Annotated in this window: 22 protein-coding genes and 1 riboswitch; of the genes, 4 read left to right on the forward strand and 18 right to left on the reverse strand. The window is 44.4% G+C overall.

Features of this window, described 5'->3' with window-relative positions:
- Window positions 1-7: 7 nt before the first annotated feature.
- The 9 genes from nirB to MHI15_RS05080 all read right to left on the reverse strand — a co-directional run bounded on the left by nirB (window position 8) and on the right by MHI15_RS05080 (window position 8247).
- On the reverse strand, window positions 8-2431 hold the full coding sequence (nirB, locus tag MHI15_RS05040) for a nitrite reductase large subunit NirB (RefSeq protein WP_312150459.1): 2424 nt from the start codon (window positions 2429-2431) through the stop codon (window positions 8-10).
- Window positions 2432-2662: 231 nt separating this feature from the next.
- The gene (locus MHI15_RS05045; protein ID WP_076310104.1) at window positions 2663-3373 is read right to left on the reverse strand and encodes a hypothetical protein; all 711 of its coding nucleotides are present in this window, start codon (window positions 3371-3373) and stop codon (window positions 2663-2665) included.
- A gap of 150 nt (window positions 3374-3523) precedes the next feature.
- Window positions 3524-4219, reverse strand: coding sequence for an iron-sulfur cluster repair di-iron protein (ric, locus tag MHI15_RS05050; protein ID WP_076218902.1), 696 nt, complete (start codon window positions 4217-4219; stop codon window positions 3524-3526).
- 382 nt (window positions 4220-4601) lie between these two features.
- A complete protein-coding gene (locus MHI15_RS05055) occupies window positions 4602-4994 on the reverse strand; it encodes a hypothetical protein (protein WP_341164175.1) in 393 nt (130 codons plus the stop codon).
- A 27-nt stretch (window positions 4995-5021) separates the two neighbouring features.
- Complete coding sequence (locus MHI15_RS05060) at window positions 5022-5315, reverse strand: hypothetical protein (RefSeq protein WP_076218895.1); 294 nt, start codon at window positions 5313-5315, stop codon at window positions 5022-5024.
- A gap of 270 nt (window positions 5316-5585) precedes the next feature.
- A complete protein-coding gene (locus MHI15_RS05065; RefSeq protein ID WP_076130692.1) occupies window positions 5586-6311 on the reverse strand; it encodes a hypothetical protein in 726 nt (241 codons plus the stop codon).
- Window positions 6312-6522: 211 nt separating this feature from the next.
- The gene (locus tag MHI15_RS05070; protein WP_036682958.1) at window positions 6523-6840 is read right to left on the reverse strand and encodes a winged helix-turn-helix transcriptional regulator; all 318 of its coding nucleotides are present in this window, start codon (window positions 6838-6840) and stop codon (window positions 6523-6525) included.
- A gap of 124 nt (window positions 6841-6964) precedes the next feature.
- Window positions 6965-7288 carry a hypothetical protein gene (locus tag MHI15_RS05075; RefSeq protein WP_076184188.1) on the reverse strand — a complete coding sequence of 108 codons (324 nt, stop codon included), beginning with the start codon at window positions 7286-7288 and terminating at the stop codon, window positions 6965-6967.
- Between the two features lie 23 nt (window positions 7289-7311).
- Window positions 7312-8247: a Gfo/Idh/MocA family protein gene (locus MHI15_RS05080; protein WP_076280504.1), complete on the reverse strand. Its 936-nt coding sequence runs from the start codon at window positions 8245-8247 to the stop codon at window positions 7312-7314.
- Between the two features lie 163 nt (window positions 8248-8410).
- Here MHI15_RS05080 and MHI15_RS05085 point away from each other — a divergent pair, with 163 nt between their 5' ends.
- Window positions 8411-9031, forward strand: coding sequence for a TVP38/TMEM64 family protein (locus tag MHI15_RS05085; RefSeq protein WP_076193058.1), 621 nt, complete (start codon window positions 8411-8413; stop codon window positions 9029-9031).
- Between the two features lie 98 nt (window positions 9032-9129).
- Window positions 9130-10116, forward strand: a complete 987-nt coding sequence (gene msrA, locus MHI15_RS05090) for a peptide-methionine (S)-S-oxide reductase MsrA (RefSeq protein WP_076280505.1) — start codon at window positions 9130-9132, stop codon at window positions 10114-10116.
- Window positions 10117-10213: 97 nt separating this feature from the next.
- On the opposite strand, the gene MHI15_RS05095 is transcribed toward msrA, so the two are convergent.
- A complete protein-coding gene (locus MHI15_RS05095; RefSeq protein ID WP_175620038.1) occupies window positions 10214-11329 on the reverse strand; it encodes a DUF4349 domain-containing protein in 1116 nt (371 codons plus the stop codon).
- Window positions 11330-11757: 428 nt separating this feature from the next.
- Between MHI15_RS05095 and MHI15_RS05100 the strand changes: the two genes are divergently transcribed.
- Window positions 11758-11910: a DUF1540 domain-containing protein gene (locus tag MHI15_RS05100; protein ID WP_076098619.1), complete on the forward strand. Its 153-nt coding sequence runs from the start codon at window positions 11758-11760 to the stop codon at window positions 11908-11910.
- Between the two features lie 146 nt (window positions 11911-12056).
- Here MHI15_RS05100 and metE read toward each other — a convergent pair whose 3' ends face one another.
- The 8 genes from metE to MHI15_RS05140 form a co-directional block, all read right to left on the reverse strand.
- Entirely contained in the window at window positions 12057-14360 is a 2304-nt protein-coding gene (gene metE, locus MHI15_RS05105) for a 5-methyltetrahydropteroyltriglutamate--homocysteine S-methyltransferase (protein WP_076130698.1), read from the reverse strand.
- 155 nt (window positions 14361-14515) lie between these two features.
- A riboswitch (cobalamin riboswitch) is annotated at window positions 14516-14721 on the reverse strand.
- A gap of 99 nt (window positions 14722-14820) precedes the next feature.
- Complete coding sequence (locus MHI15_RS05110; protein ID WP_341164176.1) at window positions 14821-15681, reverse strand: undecaprenyl-diphosphate phosphatase; 861 nt, start codon at window positions 15679-15681, stop codon at window positions 14821-14823.
- Between the two features lie 50 nt (window positions 15682-15731).
- Window positions 15732-16355, reverse strand: coding sequence for a DedA family protein (locus MHI15_RS05115; RefSeq protein WP_076281532.1), 624 nt, complete (start codon window positions 16353-16355; stop codon window positions 15732-15734).
- A 17-nt stretch (window positions 16356-16372) separates the two neighbouring features.
- On the reverse strand, window positions 16373-18322 hold the full coding sequence (locus tag MHI15_RS05120; protein WP_076304674.1) for an FtsX-like permease family protein: 1950 nt from the start codon (window positions 18320-18322) through the stop codon (window positions 16373-16375).
- Window positions 18297-19067, reverse strand: a complete 771-nt coding sequence (locus MHI15_RS05125) for an ABC transporter ATP-binding protein (RefSeq protein ID WP_076304673.1) — start codon at window positions 19065-19067, stop codon at window positions 18297-18299. Before MHI15_RS05125 ends, MHI15_RS05120 begins: the two co-directional genes overlap by 26 nt.
- Window positions 19068-19152: 85 nt before the next feature.
- Entirely contained in the window at window positions 19153-20160 is a 1008-nt protein-coding gene (locus tag MHI15_RS05130) for a sensor histidine kinase (protein ID WP_076130702.1), read from the reverse strand.
- Entirely contained in the window at window positions 20157-20858 is a 702-nt protein-coding gene (locus tag MHI15_RS05135; protein WP_076280510.1) for a response regulator transcription factor, read from the reverse strand. Before MHI15_RS05135 ends, MHI15_RS05130 begins: the two co-directional genes overlap by 4 nt.
- Window positions 20859-21020: 162 nt before the next feature.
- Complete coding sequence (locus MHI15_RS05140; protein WP_341164510.1) at window positions 21021-21467, reverse strand: NlpC/P60 family protein; 447 nt, start codon at window positions 21465-21467, stop codon at window positions 21021-21023.
- Between the two features lie 228 nt (window positions 21468-21695).
- Between MHI15_RS05140 and MHI15_RS05145 the strand changes: the two genes are divergently transcribed.
- Complete coding sequence (locus MHI15_RS05145; RefSeq protein ID WP_341164177.1) at window positions 21696-22265, forward strand: hypothetical protein; 570 nt, start codon at window positions 21696-21698, stop codon at window positions 22263-22265.
- Window positions 22266-22933 lie beyond the last annotated feature (668 nt).

The following is a 22933-nucleotide window of genomic DNA, read 5'->3' on the forward strand; positions in this document are numbered from 1 at the left end:
ATATCCGTTAGACTCTTGTTTCTTCAAAAAGCGCAGTACGAGTGCTGCTGTCATTGAGCATTTTTTTCCAAGGATCCGTAACCTGAGTCAGAGCAAAGTCAATCCGTGCGGCCAGCTCTTTGCGGTTATCTTCATTATTCAAAATGACCATTTGAATCTGCTCAAGTCCCATACGCTCAACCCACTCGGAGGTTCTCTCCAAATAATTGCCGGTCTCACGGTAATATTGCATCACAGCGGAGCACACTTCGATCAACTCTTCATCGGTCTTTATTTTGCAGAAGGAGTCAGCGATCCGTGGCTTGATCCCACCGTTACCACCGATAAACACTTCCCAACCGCCATCATTACCGACGATGCCAATATCCTTCGTACAGGATTCCGCACAGTTACGCGGGCAGCCGTTGACAGCTATTTTAAACTTGGCAGGAAAATCAAGACGTTCATACTTACGTTCTATGAGCGCGCCCATTCCCAGCGAATCCTGTGTGCCGAAACGGCAGAACTGTGAACCCACACAAGTCTTAACGGTACGTAGCGACTTGGCATAACCATAACCTGATGGCATATCGAGCTCTTCCCATACTTTCGGCAGATCCTCTTTTTTCACCCCGATTAGATCCAGGCGTTGCCCACCCGTCACCTTCACAACTTTTACATCATATTTAAGGGAGACATCGGCGATTTTCTTCAAATCCTCCGGTGTCGTTACCCCGCCGTACATGCGTGGAATAACGGTATAGGTTCCGTCTTTCTGAATATTGGCTCCCATACGTTCATTAACAAAGCGTGATTCCTTCTCGTCTTGATGTGTATCCGGATTTATCATCCCCAGATAATAGTTAATCGCCGGACGGCATTTAGAGCAGCCTTCCTCTTGTTTCCAACCCAGTACATGCATAACCTCTTTAGTAGTACTAAGACCTTTAGCTGTAATCTCAGCAACAATCTCATCCCGGCTAAGCGTTGTGCAGCTACAAATTCCTTGCTTGGCAGACTGCTCAAAACTATCACCCAGGACAAATTGTAAAATTTGTTCTACAACCGGTTTACAACCTCCGCAAGAGCGCGTCGCTCCTGTACATGCTTTTATTTCGTCCACAGTAGTAAAACCATTTTCTATGACCGCATCCACAATCGCTTTTTTCGTAACCCCGTTACAGCCACAAACGATTTCTTCGTCCGCCATCGCTTCTACGGACGTGCTCTTTTTGGATCCACTTCCGCAGCAGCCCGTCCCCATAACCTCTGTATAAATTTCATCGGTCATTACAGCGCCTTGTTTTACTAACTTTTGCAGGTTAGCCGACTCTGTCACATCCCCGAATAGGACTGCACCAACAATGACATTGTCTTTGAGCAGAATTTTCTTATAGGTTCGCTTCCATTCATCTTTGCTTGAGATTACAGTATGTTCAGGAGAATCCATAAACTCACCTGCAGAAAATACATCCACTCCGGAAATTTTTAATTTGGTGGAGACAACAGAACCTTCATATGGGTTTGTGTCGCTTCCGCAGAGATGTTTAGCTAGAACCATCCCCTGCTCAAAGAGCGGCGCTACTAATCCGTAACAAACTCCGCGATGTTCGGCACATTCGCCAATGGAATATACATTTTGCATAGAGGTCTGCAGATAATCGTCCACTACAATCCCACGATTAACAGCAATTCCGCTTTCTTTTGCCACAGTTATATTCGGTTTGATGCCTACAGCCATAACTACAAAATCAGCCGCAAGTGAAGTGCCATCACTAAATTGTAATCCACTTACTCTCTGTTCCCCGGTCAATTCTACTGTTTGTTTGCCCATGGCAAATTTCACGCCTTGACGCTCTAGCTCAGCTTGCAACATAGAAGAGGCATTACGATCCAGCTGGCGCTCCATTAGATCTTCCATCAGATGTACTACAGTAACGTCCATGCCAAGGTTCACAAGACCCTTTGCCGCTTCCAATCCAAGTAAACCCCCGCCGATTACCGCCGCTTTGTTGTATCGTTTAGCCGCAGCCAGCATCGCATCACAATCTGCAATATCCCGGAAACCCACTACGCCTTCCTTATCACAACCAGGTACAGGTAAAATAAATGAATTCGAACCCGTTGCAATAATCACTTTATCGTAAGAAACAGCCATGCCGTTATCCGCAATTACTTGCTTGGAATGCTCGTCAATTCGTGTAACTGTTGTTGCTGTATGCAAGGTAATGTTGTTATCTTCATACCAATTCCAGTCGTTTAGGATGATATCGTTGATGGTTTTGCTGCCTTCGAGAACATAGGACAACATGATCCGATTATAATTGGGATGAGGTTCGCTTCCAAAGACCGTAATGTCATAAGCTCCACCTAGCTTCAATATCTGCTCTAGCGTACCTATGCCTGCCATACCGTTGCCGACTAATACTAATTTTTCTCTCTTCGCTGCCATGGTTAGGTGCCTCCTCAGTCTTATCCGTTCTTGTTGAACTTTGCTTCAACTTCTCTTCTACATAATGGAATTATACATTTCAAAATTTAAGAGAGATTGTGATTACAGTCACATTAAATGTGAATGTTTTCACATAAAAATAAGACAACTTTATTAGGTTATAACTTCCAATTAAAAAAGCCAGATCACGGATTCTGAGCAACCGTAGATCTGGCATTTATGTACTTTTTTTTAACGTATAGCCAATAAAATCTCCAATTCATCCTGCACTCTAAGCTTCATGTCCATTCCATTCTCAAGCAGCTGCTTCCCATTCACCTTCATCTTCCAAACTTCATTGCTAAGAGGAGTATAATCACCAATGGATAACACCTTTTTGTTGTCTTCGGTCAACTGCACCACACTGCTGTTCTTCAACAAACCTCTCACTGTTAAATCTTCAGTAAATCCCATAACATATGAATGATTCAAATTCACTTGCTCACTTCCACCATTCACGGTCAACAACACAATTTGAAGGGGTTCCTCTTGTTCCTTAGACATCGCCGTAATTACTAATTTTGATTCATGCCCGACTGTTCGCCCCCAATCCTCAGATCCAATGGTCTCTCCATCCATTTGCAGCTCCCAATTCATTCCTGGACCGAGTGAAATATTATTTACCGTTAGAATGCTTGTGTTATCCTCAGAAAAGGTGGCCTTCCCACTACCTTTCAGTAGGTCAAAGATCGTTATCCCTTTTCTGTAGCTCTCGCTAAGCTGCTTGTCCAAAGGGTTGGTAAGCAAGTCATTTCCCGCAACGATAAGCGAAAGCGTAGGCCCGTCTGATCCTGCTAAGCCATTATTCCCTTCATTATTAATGTCAGCAAGAGTGGAACACCCACCTATTATGAATACGATGACTAATCCTAGTAACAACCTCCACATATATTTCGTGGGCATAGTGACACCGCCTTGTCCCGCCTAATGACCACACAGCGTCTCAGGCTTGTAGTAAGTTATGCATACTGTCTATTTAAGAATAACGTAAATAAGCTTTGTTCTCAAATATAAAAAAAGTCCCCTAAGGGACTCTATGAAAACTCATTTTTTCTACTGGAATCTAGGGAACAATATATTATTCTCCAGATGAACATGTTCAAAAGTCATGCTCTCCAGCTCCTCTAGCCGGGCATAAGTCAAACGATAGGTTGTACAAGCATGAGCCGGTGGGGTGAAATCAGCTGTTATTTTGCGTATTTGTCTCAATATATCGCCTGCTGTGTCATGTTCACTCTCGAGTTCAATTAATGCCTCGCGAAGTATGGTCAGCCCTTCTTCACTTGGATTGGCATCATACGCTAATAATTTTGGAAACTCGTCTTCCTCTTCTTTAGCTGTATGCTGAAGCAGATCTTCCTTGAGTGCATTAAACAAACTATATAACTCTTCTAAATGAGGGGAATCTCCGCCATGAACCCGGTATACCTTAGTTACATTTTGGCTAATCAGGGGCAGCTCTTCCCGCAGGTAATGGTGATGTTTACTCACGATATGCTCGATTAACTCTGCAGAAGGTGCTGTATTCCATGCGAGTTCTTCTTGAGGTACCGGATATTCCTCGAACAGCTTGTTGAGATCACTAATGATCATCTCTTGATCTAGTCCACGCTCTACCGCTGCTTCAGCAAGAGGTTTGGCGCCTCCACAGCAGAAATCAATCCGTTTGGACTTGAAATAATCCGCAGCTTTTGGGAATTGCAGCACTATATCTTTTACCAGGGCATCTGGAGTAAATCCAGGTTGCACCGATTGCTTATGCTGTAAATCCGAAATTCTATCATTAGGTTGTTTAGTTTCCATAATAGTTCCTCCTCAGGATATGTGATCAGGTTCTGAAAAAATCTTTTCCACCTGTTCACCTTAACCCTGAAAGGAGTTTTGACTTGTGATTGTACTCACGAAAATTGTATCTCTTTGTTGAACGAAAAAGGTCAATTATGGTGATCTCTGACCACAATCAACCTGTTTACATAACGCTTTAGCGTACTTTAGGTTAAAATTACCAAGCATTATTGTATGTACAAACGAAATGACGAAATTTTATACAGGTATTATATGTGTTATTGGCTGAATAATAGATTACTTAGGCACTGGGTAGCCCCACCAAAAGAAGAAACTTGAGCAATACTTAAAAAGTTTCTTCTGTTACAGCCTTAAAAGGAGCGTGTCCAGTTTCTGCATTTCTTAATAAAGTCGGCTTTCTAAACCTTAAACTACACCGCAACTTATAAATAGCCGTGTCTTCATTCATTTCAATGAAGATTACATCTATCCATATTGGTACTAATGGTTCTAATCCACAAAGTATATTTATAGTTTTATCCAGTGTTAATTGCTTATTCCCAATGTTTTCTTCACTTAAAATGTTTAGCCTCATCATATCATCTGCACCGTTTAGCGGCTTGTCTTTTTCTTTCACAGGCTCTATAACAAATTTACAATTGGTAAAAATCAATCCTTTCTTTCTTGATATTTCCTCAATAGTTTTTAATAAATTCCCTTTAAAAATATCTTTATTCATCTGTTTTATCTCTTCCACGTTCATCACCTACTTTATCTGAATACTAGAAATCTTAACAAGTTCATTTGTATTAACGTAACCTGAAGGAGTTGTTTCTATGGTGTATATTTCAAGCCATGCATTTTTAGTTTTCACCCCTATTTGCTCAAGAACTTGTGAGAATAATTTTGCTTGCTCAATTGAAGGAGTATAGTGACCGGATAAGTTAGATATGCTTCGGACCTGTCCCTGATTATTAAGTTTTAGCTTTCCTGCCGCTTGAACAGACTCCCCATTTGCCAAAAAGGAATGCCCTCTCCCAATATGAAGTTTGCCATTCATGACCTCCAGTTCTTACACTTAGACCATCCAATGTGCTACACTCTTCGACTCATCATTCCAGATCTTTATGTACTATTTTATCTTTAAATACTTAAGTAAAAGGAGCGCATATCTAACCTATATATCGGCTTAACTTCCCATTATTTTACTTTAAATCCTTTCTTTTAATTTTTTAATTCTAATTACTGCCCTGAAAATAGCAGATAACAAAAACAGGTCAATCATGGAGATAAATCTCCACAATCGACCTGACACTAAAATCTGTATCTTCTATTGAACATAAGCCTGCATATACGTTCGCTTCCCCTTTGCGTCCTTCAAATAAGGTCCTAAGCCAGCAAAGCGGGAGTGATCCATATAAACACCAGTCATCCATCTGCCTTCTGTTAGGCCTCCGTTCCATTTGAGGACAAGGTCAGGGGCGGATATCCATTCCTGATAAATCTGTATATTCTGATCTTTGTACTCTTTACAAGGCTTAGACTGCTCCAGAAGACGTAGATCATTAAGGTAAGTTGGCACGAAATAAGAGGATATCGTATGCAAATCATCTTCATCAAAAAAGGGCTCATCCCCTAAAAAGGGTTTGAATAATACGGTATTCTCGTACATGGACCAAATTAGGGCTTGTAGCACCATGCTTTGGCGAATGCCATTATGGAACTTATATTGTCGTTGATTACTCGCCACATTCACTTCTTGAAGAGGTTCCGTCGACTCCAGGCAATGCCGTTCACAGCCGATACATTTCCAGCCAGAAGGACTTTGAATCCATTTTTGAAAAATAGTCCCGCTATCATTGTTGCCTTTGTAGAGTGAAGAGATAATGCTGTAAGGCACGCCAATCCACGCATCCCATAAGGAATCTGGAAGATGGCTATGCAGCATGAACAACGTCTTGTCATAGATGAGCTGTACTTTGATCGAAGCGTTCTCCAGCTCAGCAACATCCTTTTTTCCATACGTTATTTCCCGGGAAAACAGGGTGGTCTTCATCTCCCTCGCCTCCTAATAGTTTTGCTATGCCTGTACTCCAGCTGAGTAGATTTGAGCAAAAACCAATATTGCAAGCGTTTCCACGCAAGGAACATACAACGTTTTTTCTATTATATTACAGATTTTTTCGATCTGTGCAAGGTTTTTATTTAAAAATTGAAAAGCCCTCCTCCGTTCTTCAGGAAAAAGGGCCACAACACGACTTTGATTTCTACTCTACCCAGCTCTCAGCCCAAGACTGAATCTGCTGCATAACAGGCTCCAGCGCACGGCCTTTGTCTGTTAGTTCATATTCAATACGCACAGGTGTTTCCGGGTATACATGTCTAACCAGAATACCCTCACCTTCCAAATCCTTCATCCGCTCGGACAGCATCTTATCGCTCATTGAAGGAATGAGGCCGGAAATATCTTTAAACCGCTTCGGTCCACTCATCAATGTCTGAATAATAAGTCCATTCCAACGTTTGCCTAAGAAAGAGAAGGCTGTCTCAAATCTGGGACACATCGAAATTTGATGTTCTTCCATTGTTCTCACCTCTCACTAGCGAAACTTACTATTAGTTAGTATATATAATATTAACACATTTTATCCCTGATGAACATCGTTTACTAAAAAAAGTTCATCTGACATTATCATTATATCCTCGTTGTCAATCCCCTGTATGTGCTTTAGATTCCCTTTTAGAGATCGCTTCTGTCACGATTTGCGCCAAGTCATCATTTCCGAATAAGGAGAGTACGCCCAGAACTGTGTCATCAGAAATATCCCCTGCTTCCTCCGCAGAAACCGTTAGGGCAAGCGCTTTTCGCAAGGCTTCATTCCCTTCTTGCTGTGGATAAGCCTGTAAATATAAACTGTGCGGGTCGAGCCCTTGATTCACGCACCACTGGGCGAATACAAGGATCATCATCTCTTCCTCACGCTTATAGCTTTCGATGATTTGTTCCTCCACTAATTTACGGTTGTCTTCCATATTTTACTCCTTTCTTAGAGACCTCATTCAGCAAGCTGAGCTGCCAATCTATGACTAGGCAGAACTGCTGAAGCAGCAATACTGCATAACTCTGGTGTATTTATATTGTTCAGGAAATGATCTACCACTCCACCAAAACCTCTTCTATCCAGCACCGTATCCCAGCTTCCAAAGCTCTGGGTCCGTGGCAAAGCATTTTTTTCATATAGGATGGCTTGGTCCAGATCTGCCACTTCCACCGAACGTCCATTACCGTGCAGCTCCAGCTTCTCCAAATCAACACCCGCCTCACGAAGCATGCTATACATCCCCACTGAGCCTTGCTCCCAACCCAGCATTCCAGATGCCTGCACAAGTCGCCCCTCTCCATTGGATTGAAGATTACTGCGAAGCAGCTCATACTGATCTCCACATAACCATAACAGCAGATCAAGCATATGAATCAAGTCGTCATGCACAGTCTCACGGCTGCTGCCTAACTGCAGCTTCGTGCGATGTTTAATCGCGTGGCAATGGCTAATGCCTCCGGCTTCCTCGAGCCAACTCTTGGCAGTGACATACATTGGGGCAAAACGCCGATTAAAGCCCACGCCTAGTAGCAGCCCTTTATTTTCTGCCAGCTCTGCCATCCTTCTGGATTCTTCCAGATCATAGGACAGCGGCTTATCTACATACACCGAAATCCCATGCTCGAGACATTTTGTTACTATATCATAATGGGTCGTCGTTGGGCTATGCACAAATACTGCATCCAGATCCCAAGACAACAGCTCGTCCAAATTTGTCGTACTTTTAGGAAAACGGTAGGCTTTAACAGCTTGCTCTACTGTTGTGGATGAGTAACTGAGAACCCCCACTACCTCAACTTGTCCATGCTGAGAGAGCAGTGGCAAATATACTTTGCGGGCGATATTGCCAATCCCGATGATGGCGACTCTTTTGCGTGCAGAAACGATCACTGATTTAACTCCCCTCTTTATAATTCAAGAATTTATCTCTCTCTTTGTTCTCTATAAATGCTATTATACCTGCTTGGCGTTCGCCGACAATGATCTTCACTTCAATATTTACTTTTTATCCCGTATGATGAGATGAATGAGTGGAAGAAAGGGTATATTAGCTATGAGAAAATGGTTCTCGATTATTCTTTATGTTTCGGGCACAATCCTTGCGTTTATCTACAGATATGACATCCTTAGCTGGATGAAAGAGGATCATAATCTTTTCAGCTCTATAGGGATCGCAACTTTACTGGCTCTCTTTCCAGTTGTACCGTACAAAGCGGTCATCGGATTTTTTGGTTATGCATACGGAAGTTTGGCAGGTGCTTTAATTTGCTGGGTAGCTACAACCCTTGCTGCCGCATTCCTTTTTGGCGTAGTGAAATTCTTATTTCAAGATCAAGCGAGAGCTTATCTGACTTCTATTCCCCTACTCGAAAAATTCACAAAAGGCATAGAACGGCGGCCCTTTGCTTCTATTGTCTTAGCACGTCTCTTGCCGATTATCCCGCAGACAGCAGTTAACATCTATGCCGGAGCAGCCGGACTGCCCTTCTGGGGTTATCTTGCTGCCTCAGCTATTGGAAAAATCCCAGGCATCGCCTTGTATGCCTTCCTTGGGGATCAACTGTTCCAGAACCCAGGTAATGCGATTATAGCCATTATTGTTTATGCCATTGTGCTTATTATAGCCGGACTAAGCTTTCGTTACAGTTCACAGGAAGTAAAAAACACTAGGTAACAGAGAGCTTATTTGGCGGAAGCTGGCAGGCTGTGGTTATTTGCTTTATAATTAGATTGTGATCTATTTAATTGCATTACATGAATGGAGGGATATTAATGAGTGAACATCAGACTAACCATATAAATTCCAAGGCGGAAAAAGCAACCTTTGCAGGTGGATGCTTCTGGTGCATGGTCTCGCCGTTCGAGGAATTGCCAGGCATTATTAGTGTCGTCTCCGGCTATACTGGCGGGCATACAGTGAATCCTACCTATGAAGAGGTATGCTCCGAAACTACAGGACATGTTGAAGCCGTACAAATTACGTTCAATCCAGAAATTTTCCCTTATAGCAAGCTGCTTGAGTTATTCTGGCAGCAAATTGACCCAACCGACGCGGGTGGACAATTCCATGATCGCGGCACCTCTTACGGAACGGCTATCTTCACCCATTCTGAAGAGCAGAAGCAACAAGCAGAGGCTTCCAAGGCAGCTTTGCAAGAAAGCGGCCGATTCGCTAGCCCGATTGTTACCCCGATCCTCCCGGCAGCAACCTTCTATCCTGCCGAAGAATATCATCAGGGCTACCATCGTAAGAACCCGGGCCACTACAAACGTTACCGTAAGGGTTCCGGACGAGAGGATTTTATCGAAACCCACTGGACACATAAAGAAGACAAACTAAGCTTGAAAGAACGTCTGACGCCACTTCAATATGAAGTCACTCAGAATAGCGCTACAGAGTCACCTTTCCGAAATGATTTTTGGGATCACCACGGAGAAGGCATTTATGTAGATATCGTATCTGGTGAAGCATTATTCAGTTCGCAGGATAAATACGATTCCGGTTGTGGCTGGCCCAGCTTTACACGTCCGATTCGCGATTACGCCGTGAAGGAAAAGACGGACCTCAGCCATTTGATGGTTCGCACAGAAGTGCGCAGCAAAGTAGCAGATTCCCATCTAGGTCATGTCTTCGACGATGGTCCAGGGGAAAACGGCCTGCGCTACTGCATTAATTCAGCGGCACTGCGCTTTATACCAAAAGAGGATCTGGAGAAAGAGGGCTATGGCGAGTATCGTGTAATCTTCCAGCCTGCCTAATCTTCGATAAAAGCGAAATACTGTACTGTCTTACAGAAAAGAAAAGCCTCCAATTCACGGTATACCATGAATTGGAGGCTTTTTAATTCATAGGAGCTTATTCTTTATTCTCGTCCTCGTTAGCTTTCTTATCCTTTATTGAGGTTGTCACCTTTGGCTCTGCTGGTCCAGGGAGTACCGCCTTGTTCAGTTCCCGATTTTCCTGCCGTATCCGCTGGGTCTGCTGCTCCCGTCGTGCACGGATATTTTTGCGGGCAAACCAAACGATGACTAAAATAATGCCCGCACCGATTAGAATCGGCAATGCACCTGCAAGAATTACAAAAATCCACTGAAACATAACAGATAGTGCGTTCAGGCTTCCTTTTAAAGCATCCGATGCCCGTTCTAGCAATGGACCTTGCTCTGCCTTTTCCTTCACGGCTAAGCTCTCATCCGTCTGGTACACTCTAAGCTCTACCGTTGAAAAAGATACGTTCTGATCTATATATCGCATTCTGCCTTTGATCTGCTCAATCGTTTCTTGAATCGAACCAAGCTCGTTTGCAAAGGCGACCAGATCACTTGATTTCGTTGCTTTTTTCATAAACTCTGTGTATTGAGCTTCCATTAACTGCTTTGCCTTTAGACGCGACTCCAGATCAACATACTCCTCCGAGACATCCTGACCTTGAATACTGCGTTGTAGCGATTCGTGTTTTACTTTTTCCAAATTATTCAGAAAAGGAGAGAACCCGGAGGCAGGCACCTTAAGGATAAACGTCCCTCCTTGCTCATATTGCGACATGTTTTCGTTAAACTCTATAATATATCCTTTAGCCATCGTTACCATGTTGCGGATTTCAGTCTGAGCTTTACCGTAATCTTCTACTTCCATAGTCAGATTGGCATGATAGATTAGCTTCTTGTTCAATCCTTCCACGACATCACTGCCCGTGAATCCCGCGTTCCCTTGATCCGTGTTCTCTGATGTCAAACCTTTTTCAACTGGGGCTTCGTTGCCTCCCGCTGCTGTCTCAGCTTCTGCTGAGGTGCTCTTATCCGCTAATGTAGCTTTCGAAGATTGCTCAGTGGTTGCTGCAGCAGAATTACTCGTATTTCCGCCGTCACCAGCTAATTTGTCTGCCGCCGAATTGTTATCACCCGAGCCACAACCTGCCAATACCACCGCAAGAATTAATAAACATAAGTAATGCAGACCCCATTTGCGCATTCTCATTCCTCCAAAAGTGTAGTGGTTATCCCTAGCATTGTAACGTTACGGAATGTCATGTTCTGTACAGATCTCTTCCGTCTCTCATTTCTATAACGCCCCAAAACTTGGAAGGTTGCACTGGAATATGGAATTTCGGTAAATTTCTTTTGGTTTTTCTTGTTGAATACACAAAAAGCCGCATTTCTGCGGCTCTTATTGGACATATTTTTGATGTGGGAAGGTGACCCGAAAGTTAAAGAACTTATTTGCTTACAAACTCATTATTTGGTACAATTACCACGTCTAACCTAGTAAAAAAAGCCAAATACCCTCTATTCATAATGAATGAGGGCGTGACACGGCTTTGTTGAGACAAGCTCCACCTTGCTGAACAGAGCCGTTCATTGAATGATACTATCAATTACTATAAGGGGAGGTGAACCCTCATGGCAAAAGACGTAGTTTGTGAAGTTAACTCCTGCACCCACTGGGCAGAAGAGAACAAATGCAGCGCTGAATCGATCTTCGTAGCTTTCCACAGCTCCCAAGAACCAAAACGCGCAGAAGAAACAGATTGCAAAACTTTCGAAAGTAAATAAGTAAATGCCTGAAGGGACCCTCCACGGTTCCTTCTTTTTCTTTTTCATTCTAACAAGATTGAGAATTATTATCAAGTAGCTGATTATAAAAAAATAAGTGAACTAAAAAGCCAGGGTAAATTACCCTGGCTCTAATTTATTTATGTCTATTTTGATGCAATAACCCCTGACTTTTCCCTCGCAATAGCAGCAGCGCTTACCATGTTACGTAGTGCATCCTCTGTCTCCTGCCAGCCACGTGTTTTCAGACCGCAATCCGGATTAATCCAGAACTGTTCAGGGTCCAGCACCCGCAGCGCACGATCGATATTCGCCGTCATTTCTTCTACAGCCGGAACCCGCGGGCTATGGATGTCATACACTCCAAGACCGATTCCTTTATCATAGGCCTGCTCCTCAAAGCTGATAATCAGCTCCCCATGGCTACGTGAAGTCTCAATGGAGATTACATCAGCATCCATAGCCGATATGGAATCGATCATGTCATTGAATTCGCTATAGCACATATGCGTATGAATTTGTGTCGTAGCCTTCACATGGTTCGTAGCAACGCGGAACGACTTCACTGCCCAGTTCAGGTAATGCTCACGGTCTTCTGCCTTAAGCGGAAGTCCTTCACGTATAGCCGGCTCATCCACTTGAATCATTTCGATGCCTGCATCTTCCAACGCTTTTACTTCATGGCGAAGGGCAAGAGCAATTTGATTGGCTACCTCTTCCCGGCTGAGATCATCACGTACAAATGACCAATTGAGGATAGTTACAGGACCCGTCAACATTCCTTTAACCGGAAGCTTCGTCAACGATTGTGCATAGACACTTTCTTTAACAGTCATAGGCTGTATAAATGCAACATCCGCGTAGATCACCGGTGGCTTAACGCAACGGGAACCGTAGGATTGAACCCAGCCATTACTAGTAAACAAGTATCCATCCAGCTTTTCTCCGAAAAACTCCACCATATCTGTACGCTCGAACTCACCGTGGACCAGAACATCCAGACCTAGCTTTTCTTGGAAGGTAATTGCATCCGCGATCTGCTCACGAACAAATCCATCATAACGCTCCTGATTCCAGACCCCTTTACGCCATTTCAATCTCGCCTGACGCACTTCTACTGTCTGCGGGAAGCTACCAATTGTAGTGGTTGGCAGAAGTGGAAGCTGCCATTTCTCTTGCTGCACCTTTAAGCGTTCAGCAAAAGGCAAACTGCGTTGGTCCGGCAAAGCTGCAAGTGCAAGCACTTGCTCCGCCACATCCTTACGGCCACGCTCAGGTAGTGCGCGGAATGCTGCAATAGCTTCACGACTAGCGGCCAGCGCTGCTTTAGAAGCTTCTCCTTTATCTGCGAGGGCTGCTCCGAGCAAACTAAGCTCTGCAAGCTTCTCATCGGCAAAAGCTAACGCATTCTTAACTGTCGCCTTCTGCTTCACCTCACCTTGAACGGTGACTGGGACATGCAGCAGACTGCAAGAAGGCTGAAGAATAAGACGATCAAGCGGCACATGAACGCTGAGCTTTTCTACCAGTTGCAGCTTAGCGTCTAAATCGGAACGCCAGATGTTCCGTCCATCAATAATTCCGGCACCCAGCCATTTGTCCTTCGGCCAGCCAAGACGTTCGATAGAAGCCAGATTCGCTCCACCATCGTGCACAAAGTCAAGACCCAAGCCTTGAACAGGCAACTCTAGCAGTGCCTCCAACGGTTCAGCAGCTTCGAAATACGTCTGTAAAATAATATTCAAGCCCGGCACGGAGCCGGCAATTTCTGTGTATATCGAGTTAAGCAGTGTTAATTCTTCTTTACTTATGCCTGTAACAATCGCTGGCTCATCGATTTGTACCCAGCTTACCCCTTCTTGCTTCAGTTCCTGTAGCAGTTGAACATAGACTGGAACAAAACGTGCAGCAATCTTGGCGATATCTGCCGCTGCGTAACCTTTGGACAGCTTAAGGAAGGTATACAGACCTAAAAGTACCGGTTTACCTTCAATCCCTGCCTGCGATTTAGCAAAACGATAAGCCGCTAGAGGTTTATTTTCAGTCAGGCGTGGTGTTTGTGTGCCGATCTCTGGAACGATATAGTGATAGTTCGTATTGAACCATTTGGTCATCTCACAGGCAGTAGCCTCAGTATTACCACGGGCCATTGCAAAATAAAGATCAAGCCCGATGTCGCCGCCATCATACGTGTACCGTGGAGGTACAATTCCAAACATAACAGCCGTATCCAACACATGGTCATAAAAAGTAAAATCATTCACCGGAATAAGCTCAATTCCTGCCTCTTGCTGGGTCTTCAAATGCTGCAGCTGAATTGCTGCCATTTCGGAGCGGAATTGCTCTTCATTTATTTTCCCCTGCCAGTAGGCTTCCAGTGTCTTTTTCCACTCGCGGTTCTTTCCGATTCTCGGATATCCAAGATTACTTACTTTTACTTTATTCGTCATCTCGATACACTCCCTCTTCCATCTCTTATTTCAAACTCCAAAGCTACTTGCTTTCCTATAAAAAAGAGCGCCCTTCCCTAAAAAAGTCAAAGGGAAAGACGCCCATGATATACCCATGGTTAACGTCTAACACCTCCCTATCTTCCGTAGGTGAAGCAGTGCTGTTGAAACAGGCAGGTCTCCTGGCTAGCGGCGTCAACATCTTGAGCAGTCTTCCCAGCAGTAGTAAATTGCCAGTGACCTCTGTTGCTCGAGATTCTTCCGTTACAGTGGCGGGACCGCATCGGCTTCGAACCGAATTTCCCTATTAAGCCTACCGAATTACTATTTTCCGGTCAGCACCTGTCTCCGATATCATTCATCATTTGAGTGTCTTAATCTGATGTCATCATACGTGAAAGCCCCAGCAATCTGCAATAGATTACTGGGGCTTCTGTTATATCGATTCCTTATAACGGACTTAGAAAAATACGAAATATACTACAGCAGCAAGAATTATACGGTATATAGCAAACGGTAAGAGCTTGATACGATTGATCAGTTTTAAGAAGAAACGCATCGATAACAGCGCAAATAGGAAGGCACTAATAAAGCCTGCAATAAAAAACGGCAACGCGTCCATGGTGAAATATTGCCAGTTTTTCATCAGTGACAACAGACTGGCACCTGCCATGATGGGTACTGCCATAATAAACGTAAAATCAGCAGCGGCACGATGGCTCATCCCGAGGAGTACTCCACCAGAAATCGTCGAGCCCGAGCGTGAAAATCCAGGCCATAACGAAAAACACTGTACAAGACCTACACCAAGTGCCTGTTTGTATGTAATCTGATCTACACTCTCAGTTCTGATCTTCTTCGGCCCAAACAGATCGGCAATAATCATTAATATAGCCCCAATCACTAGACCAATTAACACTGTTGAGGTAGAGAATAAATGCTCATCAATATAATCATTAAACAGAACACCTAACACACCTGCAGGCACTAACCCTACCAGAACCTGAGTCAGCTTGAGATGCCCGCCCTGCTCCAACTGCTGTAGCTCCTCTGTTACAGGATCCAACTGCTTACGGCTGAAACGCTTTAAGCCTAACAAATCAATGAACCGATTTCTAAAGATCACAACAACCGCTAATATTGAACCCAGTTGAATAACTACTTTGAAGGTATTTGCTGTATATTGTCCAAATAACTCCTGTGATTTCAGCCACATATCATCAACAATAATCATATGACCCGTGGAGGATACTGGAGCAAATTCGGTTAAACCTTCAACAAGCCCCAAAATAATGGCTTTAATAATCGTTAATAGCTCCATTTGTTTCCCTCCTTTTTAATAGTCATTTCTATTATCAGTCCACTACCCGCTTAGCCCTCAGTGTTCATTCTCCGGCTGCGTTTGCGGAAGTACAGAAACCCAAGAATAACTAATCCGCCAGCAATTAGTACATAGACTACATTGGAGTACACATCCATGTACACGGCAATGTCTTCCCAGGATTCGCCCAATACCGCGCCAATAAGCACAAGCAGCAAATTCCATCCCAATGTGCCAATCGTTGTGAAGATCATAAATACTCCAAATTTCATGCCCGACATTCCCGCCGGAATCGAAATCAGACTGCGGACCAGCGGAACCATCCGACAAAACAATACAGTCCAGTAGCCATATTTATCAAACCAGGCGTCAGCCTTGTGGATATCTTTTTTACTGACCCTAATTAGGCTACCCCAGCGTTCAACCAGTTTCTCTAACCGGCTCACATCCAATAATCGGCCAATATAATAGAGAATTACTGCACCCAGTAGTGAACCAGCCGTGGCAGCAATGATTACACCAGGGATCGTCAAGCTCGTCGTAGTCGTCATAAATCCTCCAAAGGGCAGGATCACTTCTGAAGGAATTGGTGGAAATATATTTTCAAAGGCCAGCATCAGAAAAATACCGAAGTAACCAAACTGCTCCATAAAATCTGTAATCCATGCTTGCATCTTGTTACCCCCATTTCTCATATCAAGTTCTTCTTCAGGTTGCGTAAATAGCGGCTGCGAATAAAAAAGAAGTATAGTCCTTGAACAGCCAAATATCCGAGTAACACCGCGCCTGTCTCCGTTGCGATAGATAAGTAGAACAACCGTTGAAGCGCAATAAAGGCAAACACACTGTGTAAAATAGCTATTCCGACCGGCACAAAAAACAACAAAGACAGCTGAATCGTAACTATTCGATTGAGTTCTTTATCCGTAAGTCCCATCTTGGACAAAGTGGAATATTGATTGCGATCATGATCAAGATCGGTATATAACCGGAAGTAAAGAAAGCTGCCTGCCGCGATAAAAAAGACAGTACCCACCAGCAAGGAAGCAAAAAGCATTGTGTTATACAATGTTTTCTGAAGCTCAAACAGCGTGCCGCTGATCACAATCGCATACGGAGAATCACTTTCATAGGACTGTTTGCCTTTATGGGCAAGATCAGCAGCGATACCTACCGTCTGTGGAAAATCCTCTACATAAAAACCTGTATAAAGATCCGTCTGCACGGGATCAATAGCGCTGTAGAGCTCATCACTGATCACGACACCACTAAAATCCCCGCCATCTCTACCATCCAGCTCCGGCAATAAATATTCGGCGATGGGAACTTGCTCGGTATAACCTATTTCTTTAATGGCAAGTCCTTGCTGCAAGGAATAGACCGCTTTTACTCTGCCTTCTGTTAAACTGCGATCCCGCTGTGAACCAATCATCACCAGACCTTCGTTGCCCACCAGAGCACGCTCATCTGTTGGGAAACCTGCACGTTGCAGGGCGAAATTATAATCACTGAAAGCAATCAAGGGAAGGCGTAAAGTGCGATCGGGTCCAGTCTGAGCTTCAACCTCAGCATATTTAATCGGGATACTAAGCGCCTCATAAGGGAGTTCGTGCGTCTTGAGCTCTTCCTTAATTTCGTTCAGATGCTGATCAAAGGGTACACCCGTCTGATTTCCTTTGGCTACATAACCCACTGCTGCAGGATAATCCAATTTCAGCTCTCTGGAAAGTGTATGTATCGATGCAAATACCCCTACGGAAGTGAAGGAGACTGCGGATACAATCGTCACCATAAAAAACATTCGGCCATTCTCTTTCCAGCGGTAGGACAAACCGGATAAAGTGATGATATTCGTACGATGCCAATACAAGCGCCGAATGTCCTTAAGCAGCTTAACCAAACAAATACTTAGCTGGGTATAAAAGAGATACGTCCCGATAACCGTAATCGCAACGACCGGAAACATGACTTTCTCTACGGAAGCAGCTTTTGCAGTAGCCGCCATATAATAACCACTGATCAGCAGTACAGCAGAAATAATAGATAATACAAAGGATACTTTGGGTTCTTCTTCTGCCTTACGCTCTCCCTGAAACAGACGCATCAGTGACTCATTGCCGATAAAAACAAAGGTGCAAAGCGATATCAGAAAAAACAATAACACGAAGCTGCAGATCGTAAGCACAAGTGCCTGCCATGGGAGATGAAAGGTTAACAGGGGAATTCCCAAAAAAGTGGATCCGATCATCAAAAATAATTTGCCCAGAAGTAACCCGAGAAGGGTACCTGTCAGGATGGCAGAGGTGCCGATCATCATATTTTCCAGAAAAACCATGGTGTTCAGCTGTCTCTTCGTCATTCCGTGCATCAATAAAATTCCGAACTCCATCTTGCGCGACTGCAGGAAGGATCCAACGGATACGAGTACGAACAAAGAACAAAAGACATAAATAATTGCCTCTGCCACCATCATCGTATGAGCCGCCGTACTATAAATTAAGCTCTTTGAAATATCCGGATGGTAAATAAACAAAGCGCACACGAAAAAGATCATCACCGAAAAAGCACTGACGACAAAATAAGCGGCATATTTGCGTTTATTACGTGTTACATTCCTATAAGCGAATTGCCGAAAGGTCATGGCTGGTTCCCCCAAGCAGAGACAGCATATCAATAATACTTTGGAAGAAAGCGCCTCTATTACTGCCCTTGTACATTTCACTATAGAAACGTCCGTCTTTAATAAAGATGACCCGGTTGCAAAAGCTTGCAGCCACTGCGTCATGTGTGACCATCAGTACCGTAGCTCCTTCTTCCTTATTCACCTCTGTCAACATATTCATGACTTCCCCTGAGGCTTTGGAGTCCAGATTGCCTGTGGGCTCATCCGCCAAAATTAACGATGGACGATGAATCATCGCCCGGGCGATAGCCGCCCGCTGCATTTGTCCGCCTGAGACCTCGTACGTGCGCTTCTTCAGCAAATGTTCGATGCCAAGCAAGGTAGTGACCTCTTTCAGCCTGCTCTCCATCTCTGGGACACGAGCACCTGCAAGCGTCAAAGGTAATACGATGTTTTCCTCTATAGTGAGCGTATCCAGTAGATTAAAATGCTGAAAGACGAAGCCTAGCTCATGACGGCGAAAAAGCGCCTTTTCTTTTCTGCTAAGCAGATTAGGATCTCGGCCGTTGATCAGAATCTGACCGGAGGTCGGTTGGTCGATGGTGGCAATCGTGTTGAGCAGCGTTGTTTTCCCGCTCCCGGATGGACCCATTATGCCAACAAACTCCCCCTTTTCTACAGAAAAGCGGATATGATTCAGCGCCTGAGTGGACACTTTACCCTCATATATTTTTGATAAATTATGAACATCTAGAATGGGCAAGTGTTACCTCTCCTTCTTTCGACTGGATTGCCTTCATTATACAAAGTGTACACATAGGCTGCTATTTCTGAAACTTACAATGCCCTTACACATTTGTAAGGTTTGTTATATGCTGCTCCCTAAATACAATCCGCACGGTGGTCCCGCTTCCTTCTTCGGAACGGATACTCACCTCATGTCCAAGCTTGCCGCAGATCTGCTTCACGAGATATAAACCCATCCCCGTAGATTCCTGGAAGGTTCGTCCATTCACCCCGGTAAAATAAGCATCGAACACGCGCGGCAGATCTCCTGCTGGTATGCCTACTCCTTCATCCCGGATCTCAAGCACAGTCTGCTTATCTTCCGTGACCATCCCTTGGAAATAAACATGTTTGCCCTCTTCTGTCGTATAACGTACAGCGTTCGTAATCAGCTGCGTAAGGACAAAAGTGAGCCATTTTTCATCCGTGGTTACGGTAATCTGCTCATCTATTTGTATAGCTGGAAATACTCTTTTTCGAATAAAAAGACGCTTCTGCTCAGAGGTCACACCACGTACGATGGTCTCCAAATTCAGCCGTTCCACATAAAAATCGTGCTCGAAAGTATCCAGACGGGCCGTATAAAGCACGGTATCCAGTCCTTTTTTCAGACGATCCAGTTCATCACCAATTGCCGTAAAAGGAGGGCCATCCTTATCCTGAATGATCAGATGAATGACAGACAACGGCGTCTTCATGCCATGTACCCATTGATTAATAAAGTGAATATGTTCTTCTAATTTGTGGCGGTAGCTGTGCAAATCATTTTTGTAGAGGCGGAATTGCGACCCCAGTAAACCTCGCAAGCTTACGGCTAGCGGAGAATCCTGTGTAGGGCCACCTGCCTCATCGAGAGAGGAGGGCGTAGTCTCCAAACGTTCATAAAACGTGCGATTGGTGACGTAACGGTAAGCGAGGTAGCCAATCAGTAGACAAGTGCTGAGCAGCGCGGCATATAAACTTACATTCAGACCGCTGCCTCCATCCAGCCGGTACACTAATGTGATCAGGACTAGCTGGGCTAGATAGACCACGATCAGGGGGAACTGTTCCCGTAATAACAACTTCATTCCTCATCCCCCCAATTCGGAATCAAACGATAGCCTTGACCGCGCACGGTTTGTAGTCCATCTGTGATAGCGAGAGCGGCAAGTTTTTTGCGTACACGTGTAACATATACATTTAAGGTATTTTCATCCACGAAGGCTTGATCATCCCAGATTTTTTCGAGCAGCCTGTCCCGGGTAACGATGGCACCTGATTTTTGCATTAGCTCATCTAGTATCTTGGCTTCCGTGTGGCTTAAGTCCACTTTAGCTTCGCCTCGGGTAAGGATTAGCCGCTCTACATCCAGCGTCATTCCGGCAACGTTTAGTGTGCGTTCATTATTCCCACCGGCATAGGTGCCGTAGGCGCGCCGCAGCTGACTTTTGATTTTGGCCATCGCGATTTCGTAATCAAAAGGCTTAGTGATATAATCGTCGGCTCCATTTTCCAGCGCCATTACTTGGTCCATTTTGCCATCGCGGGCAGATATAAAAAGAATAGGGCAGGTTGAAATTCCGCGAATCTGGCGGCACCAGTAATAACCATCGTATTTTGGCAAATTAACATCAAGGAGTACCAGATGTGGCGTGAACGCCTCAAACTGAGTGCGGACCCGCTCAAAATCACTCACCGCCTGCGTTTCATATCCAAACTTATGTAAATAATCCTGTAGCAAAGCCACAAGTCCACGGTCATCTTCTATAATAAATATTTTGAACATATCATGCCTCCGGTCCAGCCTTAACAATATAAGGGGGTCTGCCAAATAATATATACACCGTGCATAGGGTTAGTCAAATCGGAAGGAAGAAAAAAGAACCCATGAAGCACCTGTTTACGGCACCTTCTAGGTTCTTGGATAAGTTAGGTTTAAGGATATCAACTAGTCCCATTGTTTCTTCTGAATCCCGGCAAGAACTCTCTCTACAGGTGCCCAGCCGATAAGTTCTGGTTGGCTCCAGCCCGGAGCAGCTTGCAGATGGCAAATTTCCATGTAGTGATCTATCCTAACTTTATCCCAGGCATGAATGGCCTCGCCATTCCCAAGGGCCAAAGCTACATGCCCCCAATCCTTAAACTCACCGTCCACCAACCCTGAGCAAGCATAAAAAACAAACGCGCCAGCTGGCGGAGCCCCGGTATTCTTGTGCGCATCGTACAGCCCTGCGGATTCGCGTGCATCGCTGCCTCCCCACATTTCGATTCCATTGCTTCTTTCATATGCATCTTCAACAAAAGCAAGACAACGCAGCGGATACTCCTGCGACCCCAGCCGCTCCTTAGCCCAACAAATAGCACTCTCAATTTCCTTGCCAAATTCCACGTCCATTACCAATATACATTCCTCCAAAGTACGAAATAGTGTTGAACACATCATACCTGAACCAGCTACTCATGAGCTGGTATTATATAGTTATCAATTAAACTATCCCAATTGTACCTGAGTGGTCATCTACTTCGGCCAACCATTACTTAAAAAACATAAAAAACCGTAAATGAGCATAGCTCATTACGGCTCTAACAAACTATAAATTGGTTTAAAGATACAGGAGTGGTGGTGGTAGCGATAGCGGTAGTGGAGGACAATTTAAAGTTGATATTGCAGACACCGAACGGTGATATCCTATCGAACATAAGCAACTTATTACTTGTTGGAGTAGCTCATCTGCGGGATTTATACCGTACATCTGACCGCAACTGCTCCCACTGCTTCATTCTACGGGATTTATACCGTACATCTGACCGTATACGCTCGATCGGCTCTATTCTACGGGATTTATACCGCTCATTTGACTGTAGGTACTCCATCGGCTCTATTCTACGGGATTTATACCGTACATTTGGCTATATATGCTCCATCGGCTCCATTCTACGGGATTTATACCGTACATCTGACCGTATACGCTCGATCGGCTCCATTCTACGGGATTTATACCGTACATCTGACCGTATACGCTCGATCGGCTCCATTCTACGGGATTTATACCGTACATTTGGCTATATGTGCTCCATCGGCTCTATTCTACGGGATTTATACCGTACATTTGGCTATATGTGCTCCATCGGCTCTATCTGCGGGATTTATACCGTACATTTGGCTATATGTGCTCCATCGGCTCTATTCTAAGGGATTTATACCGTACATTTGGCTATATGTGCTCCATCGGCTCTATTCTAAGGGATTTATACCGTACATTTGGCTATATGTGCTCCATCGGCTCTATCTGCGGGATTTATACCGTACATTTGACAGTGTCGAGTAAATCAAAGGCACTTTTGCCCTTCTTTCGCGCCACACTAGCTCATTCGAGCAAATCAAAGGCATTATTGCCCTTCTTTCGCGCGATACTAGCTCATTCGAGCAAATCAAGGGCACTTTTGCCCTTGTCTCACGCGATACTAAACCTTTACAGCAAAACAAGGGCATTTCTGCCCTTGTTTCACCACACCCTATAGCGCCACCGCTGAAACGACGCGTCCTCTTGTAATGTTGTATACCTCGTATGTTCCACATTTCGCACGCTCTCTGCTTCATATACTAAGCATTTCCATGCTCACTCCACATCTCGCACGCTCTTTGCCTCATATGCTCAGCAATGCCACGCTCACTCCACATCTCGCACGCTCTTTGCCTCATATGCTCAGCAATGCCACGCTCACTCCATATTTCGCACGCTCTTTGCTTCATATGCTCAGCATTTCCACGCTCACTCCACATTTCGCATGCTCTTTGCTTCATATGCTCAGCATTTCCACGCTCACTCCACATCTCGCACGCTCATCGCCTCATATGCT

The organism is Paenibacillus sp. FSL H7-0918 (assembly GCF_038007025.1).
Classification (GTDB): Bacteria; Bacillota; Bacilli; order Paenibacillales; family Paenibacillaceae; genus Paenibacillus_AQ; species Paenibacillus_AQ odorifer.